Here is a 20,677-nt window from a genome sequence, read left to right as displayed (position 1 = left end):
TATGCTCAAAAAAATTATTCTTTTCCTGTTTATCCTCGCTATAGGAATAACAGGCTGGTACCTTTTTATTAAAAAATACGATTACACTCTCAATTTTACGGTAAACAATAGTGTTTCCCAGGTTTTTTATGAAACCGGGGATCTAAGGAATTTTGGTCTGGAACCTCAAAAAGATAAAATTTCCAGGATTGCTGCGAAAGAATATAAATCTTTAGATCAGAAAATTCTGCAAAATCAACAGCCAGCAATTCTTCTGAATTGGCAATTCGACCCTATTGACACTTCGAAAACAGCGATCTCCTTAAATTTTACTTCTGAAAGGAATAAGCTAAAAAATCGTCTCCAGATTTTAAATCCTTTCCAGGATAATAAACTGGTAGATTCGGTTAAATTGTATATAACCACGTTTGTAAAATCAGTTAAAAACAAGAAAGCAACTTATAAAATAGAAATTAACGAGGGAGTCGCTCAAACTCCTTCCCAGTTCTGCATTTGTAATACATCCAAAGCGATTCCAGCAAGTCAAAAGGCTCTAGAAATGGTTAGTACTATTGATATTCTGGAAGATTATTTTTTAAACAATAATCTGGAAAGAGATGGCTATCCTTTTGTAAAAGTTACTTTCTGGGACCGCTCTACAGATCTTATTGATTTTGATTTTTGCTATCCGGTAAAACCAAAAGATTCTCTTCCCAAAGATCCAAATGTCCAACTGAAACAATTTAAAACTGAAAATGCGATGAAGGCAATTTTTAATGGAAATTATAGGATGTCCCATTTGGCCTGGCAGGAAATGCTTTATGAGGCAAGCAAATCAGAAAAAGTTTTAAAGTTAAAACCTATGGAAGTATTTTATAATAATCCCAATACAGATACAGAACCTTTAAAATGGAAGGCTGATATTTTTATGCCGTTGGAATAGCCGAAGGTGGCACAGCCACACGAAGCTTCTGTGGTAAAATTTTTATATCAATTTCAGTTTCTTTTCCAATAAATTCCCCATCAATTTGAAAGGCAATGGGTTTTTTGCAAATTACCTTAGCTTCCGTCGTCTGGATCACTTCAACAAATTCAGCATCAGATTCTACCTCATTCCTTAGCGTTTTCAGGATTTCAATAATATCAAATTTCTTAAAGACAAGGATCTCAAAAATGCCATCATTCGGCTCACCCAAAGGATTAATATTAGCCCCGGTCCCATATTTTTTAGCATTGGCAAAACAAAGTAAAATCCCTTCTTTTTCAACTTCAATATTTTTTGTTTTTATAGAAAACTGAAAAGGAAATTCACTTTTTATAAGGGTGGGAATAGATTGTAAAAGGTAACCGAATTTCCCGCGAAGATCAGAATTCTCATAATTTTGAATGAGTTCAGCATTGATCCCAAGATCACTCATATGCAAACAGATGGTATTGTTCAGGCACAAAATATCCAAATCCATGCTTGTTTTTCCCAAAGCAACTTCAATTTGATCTTTTAAAACACGTGGGATATTCAGGTTGAAAGCGAGTCCGTTCGCTGAACCTGCAGGAATGATCCCAATGGTTAGATCACTATCTTTTACTGCTTCCGCTACCAGATTTATAGTTCCATCGCCTCCAGCCACTAAAATACGATCGATAGTAAAGTCTTCCACATATTTATTTATTTTCTCCTGATCATTTTTCCCGGTGGTTTCAAAAACATGCGTAATTCCCCCTTTGGTAGCGACCTCTCTTTGAACCGTCTCAATCATTTCTTCTTTATTGAGATCTCCTGAAATTGGGTTAACTACCAATAAAACTTCCTTAAATTCTTCCATATATCTGCATAGATTGGTTTAAAATTAGGTAATTTGAAATAAAGTGAAATTAAAATTATCTAAAGATTGTGAAACTTGATCTTAAGCTCTACAGAGGATATGTAAATGATTCGGAATTGATTGTTTTTGGTCATGTTTTCCAGTCCTGGGCGCCAGATAAATACGAATTAGATCGCAGGGGAATTAAACATGCGTATGCAATCCTCCATAAATTCAGGATAGAGCCTATTCCGAATCGTGAAATTATTTTAAGGTTTAAGGATCTTGAAATCACTACAAAAACAATGGATGATGGTTATTTTCGATTTACGATTCCATATACAAAACCTCTGGAAAGTGGCTGGCACGAATATTTTGTTATATGCAGTCTTGAAAAGTTTGGGATTGTACAGCGGGGAGAGCTTTTAAAGCCTTTTAAAAGTAAATTGGGGATAATTTCTGATATTGATGACACTTTCCTTATATCACACAGCAATCGGCCATTTAAAAAGCTTTATGTGATGTTATCCAAAAATATCAATAAGCGGAAGATATTTGATGATGTAGTAAAACATTATCAACGTTTAAGTACAGCGGGACAGGAAGATAAGGCGGTTGCAAATGCTTTTTTTTATGTTTCCAGTAGTGAATGGAATTTATATGATTTTATCGATGAGTTTGCCCGGCTTCATGAATTGCCCAAGGCGGTTATTAAACTGAAACAAATAAAAACCGGTTTAAAGGATTTTTTAAAAACGGGTAGGGGGGATCATGACCATAAATTCGTTAAGATAAAGGATATTATTTCCTTTTACCCCTATATGGAATACGTGCTTATAGGCGATGATTCACAACATGATCCCTATTTATATGAGCGCATCGTAAAAACTTTCCCCAGAAATATAAAAGCGATTTACATCCGGCAAACATCAAAAAGACAAAAACCTGAAGTGCAGGAAGTTTTACAAAATATTGAAAGCATGCATGTTGAAACCTGCTATTTTCAATTCAGTCAGAAAGCAATTGAGCATTCTGAAAAAATTGGGATCATTTAAATCATAGATTATTTTAATCTCTAAAATTCTCCGGCGGCTCAGCCTCGGGGATAGTCGGTTTCAAGAAATTTTTTATAGTTTATCCGTTTAGGCACCTAACATAAGTTTTTGTCACCTTGAGCGCAGACGAAAGGTCAAACAAAAACGTCTTTTAAACATCATTCTAACCTAAATTGTTTGATTTCTTTAAAAACCGGAATATCAATTTTTTCCATTTCAACTCTGTATTCCGGCCAGTCTTTATTAAAAAATACGTTGGTTTTTTCCAAAGCTGAATTTAATTCGTCTTTTGCCTGTTTCATCAAGATTTCTTCAGTTTCAGTAATTCCATTCTGCCTGCTACTTATATATCCTGAAGCTAGGTAAATCCTATTCATAACGGTCATTTCCCTATTTCGGGTAATGCCCTGTCTTTTATCAATTTCACCAAGGTATAGGGCAAGAAGTTCATCTATTTTCTTAACGATAGTATCCGTTTCCGTCATCTGTTCTTTATATTGCTCTTTTAGGCTTTCAGTCTTGTTGATCTTTTCCTTTAAACCTTCCGCAGTATTTTTACTTTGAACTAATTGTTCCACAGCATTTGCTGCGAGTTGGGTCATATCATTTAAACCTTTCAGGCTATTATATATTTCCCGGCTATTTTCCATGGAATTATCTAAACGGGGATCGGGCTCAACCTTGATTATTTCTTCTGAAGTTTGATCCCCAAATTCCATGACTAATCGATATGCTCCCGGCAAGACTTTAATTCCGCCGGGTTCATTTTTAAGTTCATTAATTGTTCTGGAAGGATTTTGCACTCCTTTTTCATCCAGGTTCCATTTCATCACATACATTCCGGTAGAATCTGGTGCTTTCTCTTTTAAATGGCGAATTTGTCTATTATCCTCATAAATTTTCAGGTGAATACTATCCCATTTGGTTTCATTTTTCTCGATTTCAGCCAAACTATCTTTCCCTATTTCTTGCACATTTGGAGACTCCCCTTCCTGATCTCTAAGTGGGGTATTTTTTTTAAATTTCTTTTTTGCTGAAACTTCTTCAAGAGTGTCTTTTTCTTTCTTCTCTGGAATTTGAATAAAATATGAAATCCTGGCGCCGCCTTCACGGTTTTCTCCATGGTAAGTAGCATCGGCCCCAAAGCGGCTTCCTGTGGGTTGCTGATTGGCAGTATGATAAGCTGTTGGCGGTTCGAAGAGTTCGAGTTTTTTATTTAAAACGGAAGGATCTTTGGCAATTTCCCGAAAAGGTTTCACATCATCCAAAACCCAGGCAGCCCTTCCAAAAGTTCCCAGCACCAAATCATTTTCCCGGGGATGAATTACCATATCTTTTACAGAAACCGTAGGAAAACCATTGGTGTATTTTTGCCAGTTTTTGGCTGCATCGAATGAAATATAAAGTCCGTCGTCTGTACCCAGGAACATTAATTTCTTTTCTACAGGATCCTGAAGAATACTTAAAGCATAGCTTTTTGTATCATTTTCATCAACAATACGTGTCCATGTTTTACCATAATTGCTCGTTTTGAAAGCATAGGCTTTATAATTAAACCTTCTGTAATCATTAGCCACCAGAAGAGCTTCACCTTTATTTTTTGTAGATGCTTTTATTTGTGTGACCCAACTACCCCTAGGCAGGCCTGATATATTTGAAATATCTTCCCAGGAATTCCCACCATTTTTGGTGATGTGAACTTTCCCGTCATCTGTTCCCACCCAGATCACATTTTCTTCTACCGGGGAGGGTTCAATGACTAAAATCGTAGTATAATTTTCTGCCCCTGTGGCGTCAATGGTCAATCCGCCGCTATCCTGTTGTTTCTGTTTCTCCGGATCATTGGTAGTAAGATCTGGTGAAATTATTTTCCAGGTTAAACCTTTATCTGTGCTTTTATGCACGAACTGACTTCCGAAGTAAATGGTGTTATTATCGAAAGGATCAATATTGATGGCCGAGTTCCAATTGAAGCGAAGTTCAACTTCAGGATTTGGATGTGTTGGCCTTACCAGATAATTATTTCCGGTGATATGATCATACCTGCTTACATATCCCTGCTGACTCATACTCCACCCATATCGACTGTCATCCCTGTCTGGCACGACATCAAAACCATCCCCAAAAGAAATCTCCTGCCAATAGGAATTTCTAATCCCCTGATCTTTCCAGATATAAGCGGGACCTCTCCAGCTGCCATTATCCTGCATTCCGCCATAAACATTATAGGGAAACTCATTATCCACGGCTATATGATAAAATTGTGCCACCGGTAGATTAGCCACGAACCGCCAGGTTTTACCGCGATCACGGGTGATATTTAAACCTCCGTCATTACCATCCATCATAAAATCACCATCTTCGGGATGGATCCACCACGCATGATGATCTGGATGAACTCCATTACTCACTCCGTATGCGGGCATTAATTCTTCAAAACTTTTACCGCCATCATCGGAAACATTGATATAGGTAAAAACTGAATATAAGCGGTTAGGATTTTGGGGATCAACAAAAATATCGCTGTAGTAAAATGGCCTGTTGCCAATTTCATTTTCATCGCTGTTTACCATTTTCCAGTTAAAACCGCCATCTTCAGTTTTATATAAAGCATTTTTCTTCGATTCTACGAGAGCATAGATAATTTCAGGATTGCTCGGTGCTATAGCCAAACCAATTCGTCCCAGTTCACCTTCCGGAAGACCATCTTTTGAAGTTCTTTCTTGCCAGGTATCTCCTCCATCGTAGGTGATATACATTCCTGAACCTTCCCCACCGGAATTAAAGAACCAAGGGTCACGTTTATGTTCCCACATGGCAGTGATTAACTTGTTGGGATTCTTAGGATCCATCACTAAATCTGCAGCTCCGGTCCTCTTATTGTTATATAAAATCTTTTCCCAGGTTTTTCCACCATCTTTTGTTCGGTAAACACCACGCTCCTCGTGTTCGCCCCAGGGGGATCCAATGGCTGCGGCATATACTATATTGGGATTGGTAGGGTCGATTACCACTCGGTGAATATGCCGTGTTTTTTCAAGTCCCATATTTTTCCAGGAACGGCCTCCATCTAATGATTTGAAAATTCCGTAACCGCCATTCAAACTGTTTCTTGGATTACCTTCACCGGTACCTACCCAAATAACGGAAGGATTCGATTGTTGAATGGCTACTGAACCAATTGAAGCGGTAACCTGGTCATCGAAGACGGGTTCCCATTTGATTCCGCCACTAACTGACTTCCACAATCCACCGGAAGCAGTTCCTACATACATGACGTTTGGATCACTCGTCACCACATCAATTGAGGTTACTCGGCCACTCATTCCAGCCGGGCCTATATTTCTTGGTGTTTTATTCTTCAGTAAACTAAGGTCAACACTCTGAGAAAATACCGATATACTTAAAAATGTAAAGAGAAAAAATAAGAAAAAGTTACGCATGAATTAGATTTGAAAATAGATTCCGGAAGATACAATTTTCTGAAATATTGGAATTGGACATAAAAAAAGTGGAACATTTCTGTACCCACTTTTTCCTGGATTAAGAGAACTTAGTAATTCCTGTTCCGAAATTCATTTCTGTCATAAAAATCATCGTCCCTTTCGGTTTCAGTTCTATTTCGTTTTCTATTGGCTTCATCTCTGTCAAGATTGGTCTCCTCACGTGACCAGTTCTTATCTTCATCATGAGTTCTTATGGGTCTTTCCACACCTTCCTCTTTCCATGATGTATCTGTATTTTCCCTTTTATAGTTTTTAAAATCCTCAGTTGTACTTCCCGTATTCTTTTTCCAGGTATCATCATAATCTTTATGATCACGATCTACGACCGGTTCATCTAGACGAGTATTGTCAAGATTATCTGATTTATACTTCATATTTGCTTTTTCCCGCTGGATCCTTTCCTCTGTAGATTCATTTCTAAGATTTTCATCATGCGTTCTTTCGTGATCCTGATTTCTTCGTTGTTCAGCTAACCGGTCAAGTTCAAGTTTTTCGCGCTCCAATCTTAAACGCTCTTGGGCAATTTCCTCTTGAGTTAATTCATCATTCCTTCTGGTAATATCGCTTTTGCTATCTCTTTCAACTTCGTAACGGTCATTATCAATATTGCTTTTTCGGTTTTTCCGATTGTATGAAGTTAACACCGCTCTTTCATAATCGCGATCTATAGTATTTCCTGCCCGGTATCTTTTCGTTCCCGCAAATGTTTGATAGTCTATAGTTTCAGTGTAAACATATTTGCTTTCAGGATTGAGACTTACCAGGCCTATAGGAATTATTAAATGATTTTCGCCTTCCTTGTTTATAAATTCCCGAACATTTGGATTTGCCGGTTCAGAATAGGGATCATGATTTGCGTCTATAATTGTTTTATCTACTTCTACATCGATATAAACTACTTTTCCAAGATCTTTATTTACCAATAAATTATCTACTTTACCAATAATTCTATTTTCAAGATCTTTTACTGCCCAACCACGAATATCGTGATCACCACTGCTGATCTTATATCCGCTTAATTCATTGAAATAGTATAAATGTTTTTCATTTTTCGTACTCATAGTTTTTTAATTTTTTTGGTATTAATTAAGCAATATGCGTTAATTGATTTGTGGTGATATTAAATGAGACTTCTTCCATCTCCTCCATAGCGTCATCAATTGAATCATCCTCGGCCTGTCCCACAAAGTATAAGGCTGCTGCGATTATAATAATCAGTATTAGTAATATCCACGGCCATACCGGTTTTTTCTTTTCTACTTTAATTTCTGCCATATTATTGATTTTTTGGTTCTTACCTCTAAGTTAATGCGGGGCAGTCCTAATTTTCTTTAAGAATTAGGTAAATAATTGTTAATACAAAAACACAAAAAACCGAAGCAGCCTTCGGTTTAGAATATTATTGATATTAAATCACTACTGAATTTAATGTAAATTACATCTACATTTTGGTTACTCTGAAACGTTATAAAAGTAGAACTAACATCATTCTGTATTATCTACAGCTATCACAGGTTAGTGGAATACTGATGAGAACTTGTTGTACTTTTAAGTAGATAGTAGTCTATAAAATGGATTATTTACACAAAACATAATAATTTCAATGCAATGATGTAGTACCCATTAATGCCACATTTCTTCAGCTTTTTCCCAAACATTATATTTTCCATATTCACCCAAAGCGTAGTAATATTTACCTTCAGAATTTATTATTATATAATAACCATATGTTGTTTCGTATGGGAAGAATAATTTTGGAATAACATCTTCTGAATCTTTTTTCCAGTCTATCCTGTTACTATAGAAGTGTTTCAAATTTTTTTTATCCAAAGAAGATATCCAAAAATGAGAAATATCGCCTATTCTATTTAACTTCCTTATATAATCCCGATCAAAAATGTTCCATGTAGTATTATAATTTCTATTCTGTTCATCTTTAGGAACTCCGGTAAGATAATTTATCACAATTACATCTTTTGAATCAATTTGCTCATTTTTAAATGTGTTTAGATAATTTTTAAGTGATTGGAATGTTGAATCGTTTAAAATACCTTCTTTTTCTCTCCTGAATAATACTGCAAACCTCACTGTATCACTTTCGAAATAGAGTGGAAAATTTTTGTAATTTAATTTTTCCTCATAAAAGTGTTTTCTACTTATTTCATCGCCTTCGCCATTATAAAATTTGTAGGCTTTATTTTGACAAATACCATCAACTGAATGAATCATCAAAAAAATCAAGATTAATTTCTTCATCAATTTATTCTTAATGTTTGCTATCCCTGGTTATCGCCTCTATTTTTTGGGGATCTAAATCACATTCAATTATTATAGGAAGGAAGATTTACTAAATCCAGAGCGACAACATGAATAGTATTATAACAATGAAATCTTCTTTTATTTTCTGAAAGTACCTGATGGAAAAACTACCACACTCTCATGTCCGTTTTTTCCAATTGCGGCTACCCCAAAAAAGTAGTTGTCTATCACAATCCCCTCTAACATAAATTCTGAAACATTCCCTACAAATCTGGAATATTGCCATTGTGGAGCTGTTGTATCCCTCCAGTAGATCTTATACCCGGCAATGTCATCTTTAGTTTTCTCCCATTTTAATCTTACGTTTGCTTCCACAATTCCACCAATTTCCACGTTGGTTGGAGCAGGAGGCGCCCAGGCCAGTGAGGCAAGATTAATGGCATTTACCGCGGTTAACTTTTCAGCATATTTAAAATTGACTCCTTCCACAACATCTCCATATTCAACACCATCTTCTGTTCGGATATCCTGATGTTGCCTATTATAATTTTCGTGGGCTTCCATGATCCTTACTCCGGCAAAGCCGAGATCGTTAAAAGGTCTATGGTGGCCACCACGACCAAAACGATCTAATCTATAAATCATCATGGGATTCATTTCGGGCATATAGGTTTCAACCTGTTTGTGGATATAACGGGCAAGTTGCCTGGAAATCCCATCGACTTCACCCCCATAAAACCTTCGCATATTTCTTTCCTGCTCCGTTTCGTTTGGTGGAGTAGGTTCAGAAAAGATTCTAAAGCTTCGATTGTCAATTATTCCATCAACACCCTCGATATTGCCTATCATATCATTATTTAAAATTCCAATGATTTCCCAGCCCTTATCTTTGGCATATTGGGCCATTCCTTCACCACCGAAAAGGCCTTGTTCTTCACCAGATAGTCCCAGATAAACAATACTATTCTCAAATTTGTAATTTGAAAGCACCCTTGCGGCCTCTATAGTACCGGCCATACCGCTGGCATTATCATTTGCACCGGGAGCATCGGTTTCAAAATCCATGGTGTTGCTTGCCCGGGAATCTATATCGCCACTCATTATTATATATCGGTTTGGGTATTTTGTGCCTTTTTGAATAGCAACAACATTCACCACATAAGCTTCTTTGGGAATTCGGGAACCATCTTCAGGTGTCACCAATTTTTTTTGATAAAACACATCCAAACAAGCTTTACAATCTTTTGAAATACTCTCAAATTCAGATTTAATCCATCTTCTAGCCGCGCCAATTCCACGAGTTTGAGAAACTGTATCACTAAAGGTGTTCCTGGTACCAAAACCAGCTAATTTGCGAATATCACTTTCGATCCTATCAGCAGAAATGCTGTCAATTATTTTATAGATCTGTGGATCGGTAGCCTGGGCAGAATTTTGATTTGGAATTAAGAAGAATGCTAATAAAAGAGTAAAAGGTAAATATTTGACCATGTTTATTTTTTTGAATTCTAAAATACGGAAGTTTCGGTGATATTAAAAAATAGAAAACCTCGGAATTTTCCGAGGTTTTACTAAAATCTTATTAATAAAGATTAAGCTTGCATATCATGCATTTCAGCTTTTGCTTTATTCATTTTCTCTTCAGCTTTGTTATTTGAAAAATTAGCTTTCGTTTTTGATTTAAGAGCTTCAACTTTATGGTTTAAAGAATCACCAATTTCGTTAAAACTTTTTCCAGCTTCTTTCCAGTATTCGTCTCCTTTAGTGCTGATTTGTTTTCTAGTTTCTGTTCCTTTTTTAGGAGCAAAAAGCATTCCTATTACTGCACCTGCAGCTGCTCCTGAAAATAATCCTAATAATAATTTACTTGATTTCATGGTATTTTTTATTTTTTAATTCAACTTTAAGCTGCTAAATTAGAAAGAATCCTAATTGATGTAAAGTTCTATCAGTTAATGTATAATTAAACTTTTATTAGAATTCCCAAATAATTTAACAAGCCAAAATAATTATAGGTTATCTCTAAATTTTTCAAGGAGATCCCTTACTTTTTTAGTGCCTTCCACATAATATTTCGCACTGGTTTTCTTTATCCCCACTTTTACAGTATAGGAAGTATCTGGCAATTCCTGGAACATATATTCATCTGTCCAATCATCACCAATTGCAAAGATAAAGTCATAATTAGTACCCATTAATTTTTTAGTGGATGCTTTTCCCTTGTTCACATCACTGCTTTTGACCTCTAAAACTTTGTTGCCCTCCAGGACGCTCAAACCGCGATTGGAAATAAGTTCTTTCAACACATTACTTAATTCATTAGCCCTCATTTCCCCTAATTCAGGATCGGCTTTGCGATAATGCCATGCCAGAGAATAATTTTTTTCTTCTATAAAAGTACCCGGGGTACGGTCTACAAAGTTTTCGATCACAGGACGAACTACTTCCATCCATTCACTTTTTACATTTTCTGCTAGTTCCCAATCACCATCTATTTGTCTCATCCACACTCCATGTTCAGAAATAAGCTCCACGGGCACATCTTTCCACCAAGTCCCTAAAGTATTTTTATCGCGCCCGCTAATAAGGATCACATCGGTATCTTCAGATTTGTTCAATTCCCGTATCAATTCTTTAAGATCTTCATCTGGTTTCGCGTTTTCAGGTTTATCTGTAAAACCTACAAGGGTACCGTCGTAATCAATAAATAATATTCTTTTTTTAGCCTTCTTAAATTCTGTAATAATATCATCTGATATTTGGGATGATACCCGAATACTTTTAAAAGAATCCCGATTTTCTTTCATAGCCTTTAGAGATTTCATAAAATCCTGCGCCCATTTTTCAACGCTATATCTCCTTAAGCGCTTCTGAAGCATTTTGTTTCTTTCGATTTGCTCTTCTTTGGGCATTTCGAAAGCCGTTTTAAGGGCCTGCGCAACCTGATCAAAATTATTTGGATTAATGATAAGTGCTTCATTCATTTCATGCGCCGCACCGGCCATTTCACTCAAAATTAAAACTCCGGTATGGTCTGTACGAGTGGCGATATATTCCTTGGCCACCAAATTCATCCCGTCTCGAATAGGAGTAAGCAGGGCAATTCCGCAGGTAGTGTAAAGATCTATTAAGTTCTCAAAAGGCATCGACCTGTAGAAATACCAAATTGGGGTCCAGCTCACGGTAGAAAATTTTCCATTGATGCGACCTACCAGTTCATCAATCTCACGTTTTAATCGGCGATACTGTGGAACATTTGAACGAGAAGGAACTGCAAGCATTACCAGTCTCACTTTTTCAATGAATTCAGGATTGTTATCGAGGAAATACTCAAAGGCTCTAATTCGGTGGGCAATACCTTTAGTATAATCAAGCCGGTCTATACTTAAGATCAGTTTCGCATCGGGCGTAGATTCCAAATGATGGTTCAGTCTTTTCTGAAGTTCAGATTGATCGGCCGCAGTTGATTCATAATGATCTAAGGCCGCCTGTTCAAATTTTTCATAATCAATACCCATAGGAAAAGAATCTACTTTAACGATCCTGTCCGGAAGGGTAATTTCATTAAAATCTGTTTGATGTCTCAAAATCCTACTCACTGAACTTAAAAAATGCCTTTCGTAGTCATAGGTATGAAAACCAATAAGATCGGCTCCCAGCACACCTTCCAGTACTTCATCACGCCAGGGAAGTGTACGAAACACTTCATAGGAAGGAAATGGGATATGATTGAAGAATCCTATCAATGCTTCCGGAGCTTTTTCCCGGATCATTTTTGGGACCAATAATAACTGGTAGTCATGTACCCAAATAACATCCCCCTCTTTATAGTGTTCGAGTACCACATCTGCATATTTCTGATTCACTTTTTTATAACTTTCCCAGTAATTACTATCAGATTCGGTGTATTCCATAAAATAATGGAACAAAGGCCATATAGTTCTATTACTGAAGCCATAATAAAAACCATCAATTTCCTGTTGCGTTAAATTTACCGCGACACAATTTTCTTTTTTCGCCTTTTTCTGAACTTCATCAAGTAAACCTTCAGGAATTTCTTCTTTGGTAAGTCCGGACCATCCAATCCAAACACTATCTCCATCCTTATGGAATGATTTTAAACCTGTTGCGAGTCCACCCACACTTGGGGTCACCTCAAGCTGATTGTTTTCAATGGCAATTTGTAATGGTAAACGGTTAGAGATGATAATGGTTTTGCTCATAATTATTGATAAAATACGGTTGTGGCTTTTTCGATTTTTCTTAAATTTCCGAAAATCATTTAAGACAGCAATTGATTTATAAGATTTTTAAGAGAATATATGGATAACCTTGACTACGGAATAATAAGTAATTGTCACAGTGCAGCACTTATATCAAAAACAGGTTCATTGGAATGGTGTTGTTTGCCAAATTTTGATTCCGCAGCGATCTTCGCGAAACTTCTGGATGAGGAGATAGGAGGGAGCTTTGAAATTCTTGTGGATGAGCATTATGATATCAAGCAGGAATACCTTTGGGAAACCAATATTCTAAGCACACAATTTGATAACGGCACAGATGCTTTTCAGGTAATCGATTTTATGCCGCGTTATGAACGCGAAGATGGTTCTTATTATGCACCACCCGATGTGATCAGGTTTTTTAGGCTGATAAAAGGAACACCTAAATTTAAATTAAAATACGATCCTAAACTCGATTTTGCGAGGGAGGAAACCTTTAACGAAAATAAAGGGGACTATATTAAAAGCTATACAAATGTAGGCAAGTACGATTCCCTTTTCTTTTATTCTAATCTGGATTTGGATGATATTAATGATCAAAAGGAAATCACTTTAGAAGGTAATGCCTATTGTTTATTAGGTTATCATGAAAAATTAATAAAACAAAGCCTGGACAGGTCTTATTTAAAATTCCAGCGAACCAAAGTTTACTGGATGAACTGGAGTGACAAATCTACACGATATACGCATTACGGGAATGAGATCATGCGTAGCGCCCTGGTTTTAAAGGCACTTAGTTACAAAAAATCTGGTGCGGTTCTGGCGGCAGTAACCACTTCCCTCCCTGAAACCATCGGTGAGGAGCGTAACTGGGATTACCGTTTTTGCTGGATACGTGATGCATCTATGGTGATTAAAGTTATGGCAGGACTGGGTCATATTAAGTCAGCTAAAGATTTCCTTCAATTTATTATTGATATTATTCCGAACAAGGATGAAAAGATCCAGATCATGTATGGGATTAATGGGGAAAAGGAACTTACAGAACATATTCTGAACCATTTGAAAGGATACAAAGGTTCCAGCCCGGTTAGAACCGGCAACGCGGCTTATATTCAGAAGCAAAACGATATTTACGGGATTTTGATGGAGGTGATCTATCAACAATTTTTAATGTTTGAAACTTCCCTTGAAAATTCTGAAGCGCTGTGGAGTATTGTTCGGGGTATTGTAAGGATCGTTGAAGAAAACTGGCAAAAACCAGATAAGGGTATTTGGGAATTAAGAACGGAAGACCGGCATTTTGTATTTTCAAAACTTTTATGTTGGGTTGCCGTGGACAGGGCAGTTAAAATTGGCGAAATTCTTCGGAAAGGGATAAATGATTCTAAGTGGATTGCCTTACGGGAAAAAATCTATCAGGATATCTATGAGAATGGCTGGAATGAAAAAAAACAGGCTTATACCCAATATTATGGCTCTTCAGATCTTGATGCCTCTACCTTATTAATGCAAAATTATGGTTTTATAGATGCTGATGACCCACGTTTTATTTCCACAGTTCAAAAGACGGAGGAAGAGCTTTGTGAAGATGGGCTTATGTATAGATATAAAAACAACGATGATTTTGGAAAGCCAACTTCATCTTTTACCATTTGTACCTTTTGGCTTATTGATAGTTTATATAAAATAGGAGAGAAGGAAAAGGCAAAAGATATGTTTGATAAATTGCTTAGTTATAGCAATCATTTAGGATTATTTAGTGAGGATATTGATTTTAAAACCAAGCGTTTGTTGGGAAATTTCCCTCAGGCCTATTCGCATTTAGCGTTGATTGAAACAGCTGCTAATTTTAGTATGGGTATTGCTTCAGAAAATATTTATTTACAGGATTAATTATTCCTTTTCCATTGCTACTCTGGTTTTGGGTAAGTATTGGGCATAATTCTTCTGAATAAACTCAACGAGTTTTTCCCTAAGAAAGACCCGAAGGTCCCATGCTGTTGGAGAATCTTTAGCACTTACTAAAACCCGCAATTCCATAGATTTTTCTGTGGTGTTGGTCACCTGAAGTACATTTACTTTTCCATCCCATAAATGGGTAGATTTAAGCAATCTGGTAATTTCTTCTCTTAATGCATCAAATGGTAATCCATAATCAGCGTAAATGAAAACGGTTCCCAGAATATCTGCCGAATTCCTGGTCCAGTTTTGAAAAGTATTTTCGATAAAATAAGTAGTTGGAACTACCAGTCGCCGTTTATCCCATAATCGCACTACCACGTAAGTGAGGTTGATCTCCTCGATCCAACCCCATTCTCCTTCCACAATAACAACATCCTCAAGTCTTATGGGCTGTGTCAGGGCAATTTGAATTCCCGCAAGTAAGGTTCCTATTGCTTTTTGCGCAGCCAGACCAATAATAATACCGGCAATCCCTGCTGAAGTTAGAACGCTCACACCAATTGCCCTGATATTTTCGAAGCTCATCAAAGCAATACCCAAAGCCAAAACAACAATGATGAAAATGATAATATTTTCAAGGATCATATACTGGGTGTAAACCTTCCGTGCTTTTAGATTATTTTGATCTTCAACATTATATTTTAAGAGCATTCGACGTTTAACGACTTTAAACAATAGAATCAGAAACCAGGCAATGCTGAAAATAATAGCCACTGTAGATAAATGTCCTAAAATCACATAGGTAATATCAAAGTGAAAGATTCTGCTTATTATAGCCACCTTACAAATGAGGGAGGCTAGAAATATCAATAGAGGAATTTTAATCTTTTCCGCGAAATTGAGGGGTAAAATATTCCGAGGATCTTTTCCTATTCTTTTAAGGATATAAAAGGCAATAGAAAAACTTACGATCAGCGCTATAATTCCAAAGATCAACCACGTGATTCTCGAAAATTCCAAGTTTTCTAGATCTATTTCAGCTAATTTCATGCTTAAAAATAAAATTATTTTAATGGCTTAAAGACAGTCTATGAACTTTTTAACCTATACCGATTTCGTAGAAAACAAAAAAGCCACCCAAAATGAGTGGCTTCTTTAAAATGTATTTTATTCTACTAATTCACGAATCCATCTCTGGGACCGCCACTGGCAAAAATTGATCGCATACGGGTTTTTTGACCTTCAGAGAACATATACATACATTCATCATATACATAATCCATATAATTCATAGTCATATCTGTAGATTTGCAATTAACGGTTGGATAAGAAGGACAACCGTAGTTTGGTCCATCAGAGTCTGGCGTATCAGCTACAAAATCATCCTGGCGACATCTACCGTCCCCCCAAATATGACGCAGGTTTAAATAATGCCCTACTTCATGAGTAGCAGTTCTTCCACCGTCATATGGAGCTGAAACATAACCTGAATCCCCAAAATATTGCGGGGAAATAACAACTCCATCAGTAGAAGCAGGTCCACCCGGGAATTGTGCATATCCTAAGATTCCGCCCCCAATATTACAAACCCAAATGTTCAAGGTGTTAGATGGAGAAACTGGAGGATATTGACTTTTTACCGCGTCACTAGTTCCCCATGTAGCAGTTGAATTTGAATATCTACGTGTTTGTAACAGGGTGAAACTTACTTCTGAATCTGCTATAAGATCAGCGAATTCTGAAGGTGCCTTAGATTTATCTGCATTGGCGGCTCTAAAGTCAGCATTCAAAATATCTATTTGTGACTGAACTTGAGCATCAGAGATATTTTGTTGGGAATTACTATATACCACGGTAATTACAACCGGAATGTTCACTATTCCAAGGTTATCAGGAGGTGTTGGTGTTGGATCTGTAGTTCCACCGCCACCTCCGCCTGGAGTTCCTCCTGGTTTTTTAGCGGCAAAGGATCTAGTGTGTTTTTCAATATTGTACATTTTATTGTACAAACCTGGATTCTCATCTAAAAGCCTATTCAGGTTGCGCATAGAAAAACATTTTTCTTCTGCAGTTGTTGATCTTTTACCATCAGCCTCCTCAGCATCGGTATAAAGATAGAAATCGCTCATGTCCACCTGAGCTGTTTCCTGATTTGTAATGTCAGCTTCATTTTGATCTTTTTCGCAGGATGCAAAAAGGAAAGCGATAGCTGCCATTCCTGTAATCAATTTTTTCATAAATGTTATGTTTTTGTGATTAAAGAAGAGCAATATATCATTATTCTTTTGAAATCTTTAACAAGATGTCAGTATATTCTTAACGTTATTGCTGAATATGTTAATAAAAGAATTATTAAATCGCTATGATTGCTCAGATATCAGGTAAACTACATAAATTTACAAATAGGTTTTATATGTTAGTTTGTATCTAAAGAGTTAGTGTATAAAATAAAAACAGCCACCAATTTCAGTGACTGTTTGATTTAAGAACGAAGCTTAAAATTTATAAGCATTTTCTGAAGAAAGCTTTTCTGCGATGGTATTTCTAAGTTCTACCACATTTGGCATATTGGAATATTTTGTAAATCGTTTTAAGCCCATCAACATCATACGTTGTTCATCTCCTTCAGCAAAAGAACCAATTCCTTCCTTGGCTTTTATGGTAACAGTATCAACCGCATGGTATAAATAAAGTTTGGCCATGGCGATTTGAATTTTCTGGTTTTCCACACCTAATTTCTTAGCGTTTTTCTCTGCTCTTAATATTCCAGATTCGGCCATATATACTTCGATAAGAATATCTGAAGCAGCCAATAATAATTGCTGATGATCTTCCAGTTGAGGTCCATATTTTTGAACCGCACTTCCAGCGACCATTAAAAATACTTTTTTCAGCTTTGCTATCATCTCTTTTTCTTCCGCTAAAAGTTCAGAATAATCAGGTTTATCCATAGACGGGATTCCGGTAAGTTCGTCAGCCACTTTCATGGCGGGGCCTAAAAGGTCAATATGTCCTTTCATGGCTTTTTTTACCAACATTCCCACGGCCAACATTCGGTTAATCTCATTCGTTCCTTCGTAGATACGGGCAATACGTGCGTCCCTCCAGGCAGATTCCATTGGGGTATCTGCAGAGAAGCCCATTCCTCCATACACCTGGATTCCTTCGTCGCTACAATTCTGAATATCTTCGGAACAGGCCACTTTCAAAATTGAGCATTCGATGGCATACTCTTCAACACCTTTCAATTCTGCTTCCGCATGTGATGCTCCTCCTTCCAGCCGAATATTGATTCTGTCTTCTATATTTTTAGCAGCTCTATATGCAGCAGCTTCACCCACATATGCCGAAGTTGCCATTTCAGCCAACTTAGATTTAATAGCACCAAATTTGGCAATAGGGGTATCAAATTGAATTCGCTCATTAGCATATTTTGTGGCAAGATCTGTAATTCTTCTTTGTGCATCTAAAGAAGCAGCAGCAAGTTTTATACGACCTATATTCAATGCATTCATGGCGATCTTAAACCCGTTGCCTCTTTCAGAAAGCATATTTTCTACCGGTACTTTGGTTTCGTTGAAGAAGACCTGGCGGGTAGAAGAGGCGTGGATCCCTAATTTTTTCTCTTCCTCGCCGAAACTCATTCCGTTAGGATGATCTTTATCGTATTCTACAATAAACCCAGTAATGTTCTTATCATCTTCGATTCTGGCGAAAACGATGAATACTTTGGCGAAACCGGCATTGGAAATCCACATTTTCTGCCCGCTAATGCTGTAATATTTCCCATCTTCAGAGAGAACAGCTTTAGTCTTTCCAGAATTCGCATCGCTCCCCGCACCAGGTTCAGTTAAGCAATAAGCCCCAAACCATTCACCAGTTGCCAATTTTGGAACATATTTTTTCTTTTGTTCTTCAGTTCCATATAAAGTAATAGGCATAGTGCCAATCCCCGTATGTGCACCAAAAGCAGTTGCGATTGAACCGGTGGCGCCGGAAATATAATCACAAACGAGCATGGTGGAAACGAATCCCATTCCAAGACCATCATATTCTTCAGGAACAGCAACTCCAAGAAAACCAAGTTCTCCAGCTTTTTGCATGATCTCTTCAGTTAAGGCATAATCTTTATGCTCAAAACGTTCTTTGTTCGGCCAAATCTCGCGATCTACAAATTCCTTAACGGAATCACGCATCATTTTTTGCTCTTCAGTAAAATCTTCTGGCGTAAAAACATCTTCGCTTTTAGTCTCCTTTACCAGGAACTGGCCGCCACGGAGTAATTCTTTTTTTTCTGTAGTTTTCATTGAAATATTTTGAATTATAGATTATAAATTTTGAATTGCAACTGATTTACAATCTTCGTTATTTAATATTGTTTTGACTGGTCATAATAATTTTAGTTAGAATATTGATAATGTGGTTTATTTCTTCTAATTCTTTAGCGACATCTATTTTAGTAATTTGTGATTCATTTAATAGACGAAGCCAGTATTTTGTTTCCCTTGCCTCTTTAGAAGCTATAGAAAGTTTATGAATAAAATCCTTTCGGGACTGTGCCGCAATTGCTTCCTCAACATTAGCACCTATACTCGTTGCTGATCTGATTAGTTGATTGGAAATAACAAATTCGTTTTCCGACTTCAATTTTTTGAAGAGAGAAATAATTTGCAATGAGAAACTGAAGGTCTTCTCGGCGATTAAATTTTCCCTTTTCAAGCCAGATCCATTCAATTCAAAATTCAAAATTTAAAATACTTCAAATACTCCCGCTGCTCCCTGACCAGTTCCCACACACATGGTTACCATACAGTGCTTATTCTTCAACTCACGTTTGCGCATTTCGTCAAAAATCTGAACAGAAAGTTTGGCTCCTGTACAGCCTAGTGGATGCCCCATGGAAATTGCACCACCGTTCACATTTAGTTTATCTTCATTGAGGCCTAATTCCCTTATTACAGCCAAAGACTGGGAGGCAAAAGCTTCGTTAAGTTCAATTAGTTCGAGATCATCCTGTTTCAATCCCGCCTGTTTTAAAGCCTTGGGAATGGCATAAACCGGCGCTATTCCCATAATGCGTGGTTCCACACCCACGGCAGTATAACTAACCATTCTGGCAATAGGCTCAAGATTTAATTCTTTTACCATTTCTTCGCTCATTACCATCACAAAAGCGGCACCATCACTCATTTGTGAAGAGTTTCCTGCGGTTACACTTCCCCCTTCAGCAAATACCGGTCTAAGTTTGTTTAATACTTCAATGGAAGTATCTTTTCTTGGACCTTCATCCTTGTTTACGATGTATTTTTTTGTTTTCTTTTCTCCATCTTCCACATAAGTTTCTTCAATTTCGATAGGAACTATTTGATCCTGAAAACGATCTTCAGCCTGGGCCTTTATTGCTTTTTGATGCGACTTGTATGCAAACTCATCCTGATCTTCGCGGGAAACATTATATTGATTGGCTACCGCTTCTGCCGTTAATCCCATTCCCCAGTAATAATCTTCATTTCCGGCTTTAGCTACTTCATAATCGGGAACCGGTTTATAGCCACCCATAGGGATATAGCTCATACTTTCTGCTCCACCCGCGATGATACAATCTGCCATCCCGTTCTGGATCTTGGCCGTGGCGATAGAGATTGTTTCCAATCCTGAAGCACAGTACCTATTCACCGTCATTCCGGGAACATCTTCGATCTTTAATCCCATAAGAGAAATTAATCGACCAACGTTCAATCCCTGTTCTGCTTCGGGCATGGCATTTCCAACCATGACGTCGTCAATGCGCTTCTTATCGAAATCAGGCAATTTATCCACCATATACTGGATGGTTTCTGCAGCCAGTTCATCTGGTCTTTTAAAACGGAATACCCCTCTCGGCGCTTTTCCCACTGCGGTCCTGTAAGCTTTTACTATGTATGCTGTTTTCATATTCTTAGTATTAA

The 20,677-nt window shown here is 37.1% G+C and carries 16 protein-coding genes; 3 read left to right on the top strand and 13 right to left on the bottom strand.

The window, feature by feature from the left end; genetic code table 11:
• The first annotated feature begins 1 nt into the window (after nt 1).
• Nucleotides 2–922, top strand: a complete 921-nt coding sequence (locus DHD80_RS11075; protein WP_251741241.1) for a hypothetical protein — start codon at nt 2–4, stop codon at nt 920–922.
• On the opposite strand, the gene DHD80_RS11070 is transcribed toward DHD80_RS11075, so the two are convergent.
• Nucleotides 906–1,802 carry a YegS/Rv2252/BmrU family lipid kinase gene (locus DHD80_RS11070; protein WP_251741240.1) on the bottom strand — a complete coding sequence of 299 codons (897 nt, stop codon included), beginning with the start codon at nt 1,800–1,802 and terminating at the stop codon, nt 906–908. The genes DHD80_RS11075 and DHD80_RS11070 overlap by 17 nt on opposite strands.
• 68 nt (nt 1,803–1,870) lie before the next feature.
• Between DHD80_RS11070 and DHD80_RS11065 the strand changes: the two genes are divergently transcribed.
• Complete coding sequence (locus DHD80_RS11065) at nt 1,871–2,836, top strand: App1 family protein (RefSeq protein WP_251741239.1); 966 nt, start codon at nt 1,871–1,873, stop codon at nt 2,834–2,836.
• A gap of 158 nt (nt 2,837–2,994) precedes the next feature.
• On the opposite strand, the gene DHD80_RS11060 is transcribed toward DHD80_RS11065, so the two are convergent.
• The 7 genes from DHD80_RS11060 to DHD80_RS11030 form a co-directional block, all read right to left on the bottom strand.
• Complete coding sequence (locus DHD80_RS11060) at nt 2,995–6,279, bottom strand: hypothetical protein (RefSeq protein WP_251741238.1); 3,285 nt, start codon at nt 6,277–6,279, stop codon at nt 2,995–2,997.
• 110 nt (nt 6,280–6,389) lie between these two features.
• Entirely contained in the window at nt 6,390–7,403 is a 1,014-nt protein-coding gene (locus tag DHD80_RS11055; RefSeq protein ID WP_251741237.1) for a hypothetical protein, read from the bottom strand.
• 25 nt (nt 7,404–7,428) lie between these two features.
• Nucleotides 7,429–7,617: a hypothetical protein gene (locus tag DHD80_RS11050; RefSeq protein ID WP_251741236.1), complete on the bottom strand. Its 189-nt coding sequence runs from the start codon at nt 7,615–7,617 to the stop codon at nt 7,429–7,431.
• A 348-nt stretch (nt 7,618–7,965) separates the two neighbouring features.
• Nucleotides 7,966–8,598: a hypothetical protein gene (locus tag DHD80_RS11045; protein ID WP_251741235.1), complete on the bottom strand. Its 633-nt coding sequence runs from the start codon at nt 8,596–8,598 to the stop codon at nt 7,966–7,968.
• A gap of 141 nt (nt 8,599–8,739) precedes the next feature.
• Complete coding sequence (locus DHD80_RS11040; RefSeq protein WP_251741234.1) at nt 8,740–10,092, bottom strand: M28 family metallopeptidase; 1,353 nt, start codon at nt 10,090–10,092, stop codon at nt 8,740–8,742.
• A 101-nt stretch (nt 10,093–10,193) separates the two neighbouring features.
• On the bottom strand, nt 10,194–10,478 hold the full coding sequence (locus DHD80_RS11035) for a YtxH domain-containing protein (protein WP_251741233.1): 285 nt from the start codon (nt 10,476–10,478) through the stop codon (nt 10,194–10,196).
• Between the two features lie 132 nt (nt 10,479–10,610).
• Entirely contained in the window at nt 10,611–12,824 is a 2,214-nt protein-coding gene (locus DHD80_RS11030) for a bifunctional alpha,alpha-trehalose-phosphate synthase (UDP-forming)/trehalose-phosphatase (RefSeq protein ID WP_251741232.1), read from the bottom strand.
• A gap of 99 nt (nt 12,825–12,923) precedes the next feature.
• On the opposite strand from DHD80_RS11030, the gene DHD80_RS11025 reads away from it, so the two are divergent.
• The gene (locus DHD80_RS11025) at nt 12,924–14,720 is read left to right on the top strand and encodes a glycoside hydrolase family 15 protein (protein WP_251741231.1); all 1,797 of its coding nucleotides are present in this window, start codon (nt 12,924–12,926) and stop codon (nt 14,718–14,720) included.
• Here DHD80_RS11025 and DHD80_RS11020 read toward each other — a convergent pair whose 3' ends face one another.
• From DHD80_RS11020 to DHD80_RS11000, 5 genes are all read right to left on the bottom strand, one after another.
• Complete coding sequence (locus DHD80_RS11020; RefSeq protein ID WP_251741230.1) at nt 14,721–15,779, bottom strand: mechanosensitive ion channel domain-containing protein; 1,059 nt, start codon at nt 15,777–15,779, stop codon at nt 14,721–14,723. It abuts the gene before it with no gap.
• A 125-nt stretch (nt 15,780–15,904) separates the two neighbouring features.
• Nucleotides 15,905–16,966: a zinc metalloprotease gene (locus DHD80_RS11015; protein ID WP_251741229.1), complete on the bottom strand. Its 1,062-nt coding sequence runs from the start codon at nt 16,964–16,966 to the stop codon at nt 15,905–15,907.
• A 258-nt stretch (nt 16,967–17,224) separates the two neighbouring features.
• The gene (locus DHD80_RS11010; RefSeq protein WP_251741228.1) at nt 17,225–19,036 is read right to left on the bottom strand and encodes an acyl-CoA dehydrogenase family protein; all 1,812 of its coding nucleotides are present in this window, start codon (nt 19,034–19,036) and stop codon (nt 17,225–17,227) included.
• 58 nt (nt 19,037–19,094) lie between these two features.
• Nucleotides 19,095–19,448, bottom strand: coding sequence for a four helix bundle protein (locus tag DHD80_RS11005; RefSeq protein WP_251741227.1), 354 nt, complete (start codon nt 19,446–19,448; stop codon nt 19,095–19,097).
• Between the two features lie 30 nt (nt 19,449–19,478).
• The gene (locus DHD80_RS11000) at nt 19,479–20,663 is read right to left on the bottom strand and encodes an acetyl-CoA C-acyltransferase (RefSeq protein ID WP_251741226.1); all 1,185 of its coding nucleotides are present in this window, start codon (nt 20,661–20,663) and stop codon (nt 19,479–19,481) included.
• Nucleotides 20,664–20,677: the final 14 nt, after the last annotated feature.

It is taken from the genome of Gramella sp. AN32 (assembly GCF_023718305.1).
Classification (GTDB): domain Bacteria; phylum Bacteroidota; class Bacteroidia; order Flavobacteriales; family Flavobacteriaceae; genus Christiangramia; species Christiangramia antarctica.
Note: the sequence above shows the minus strand (reverse complement) of the source record. Positions and strands in the feature narration are given on the sequence as shown.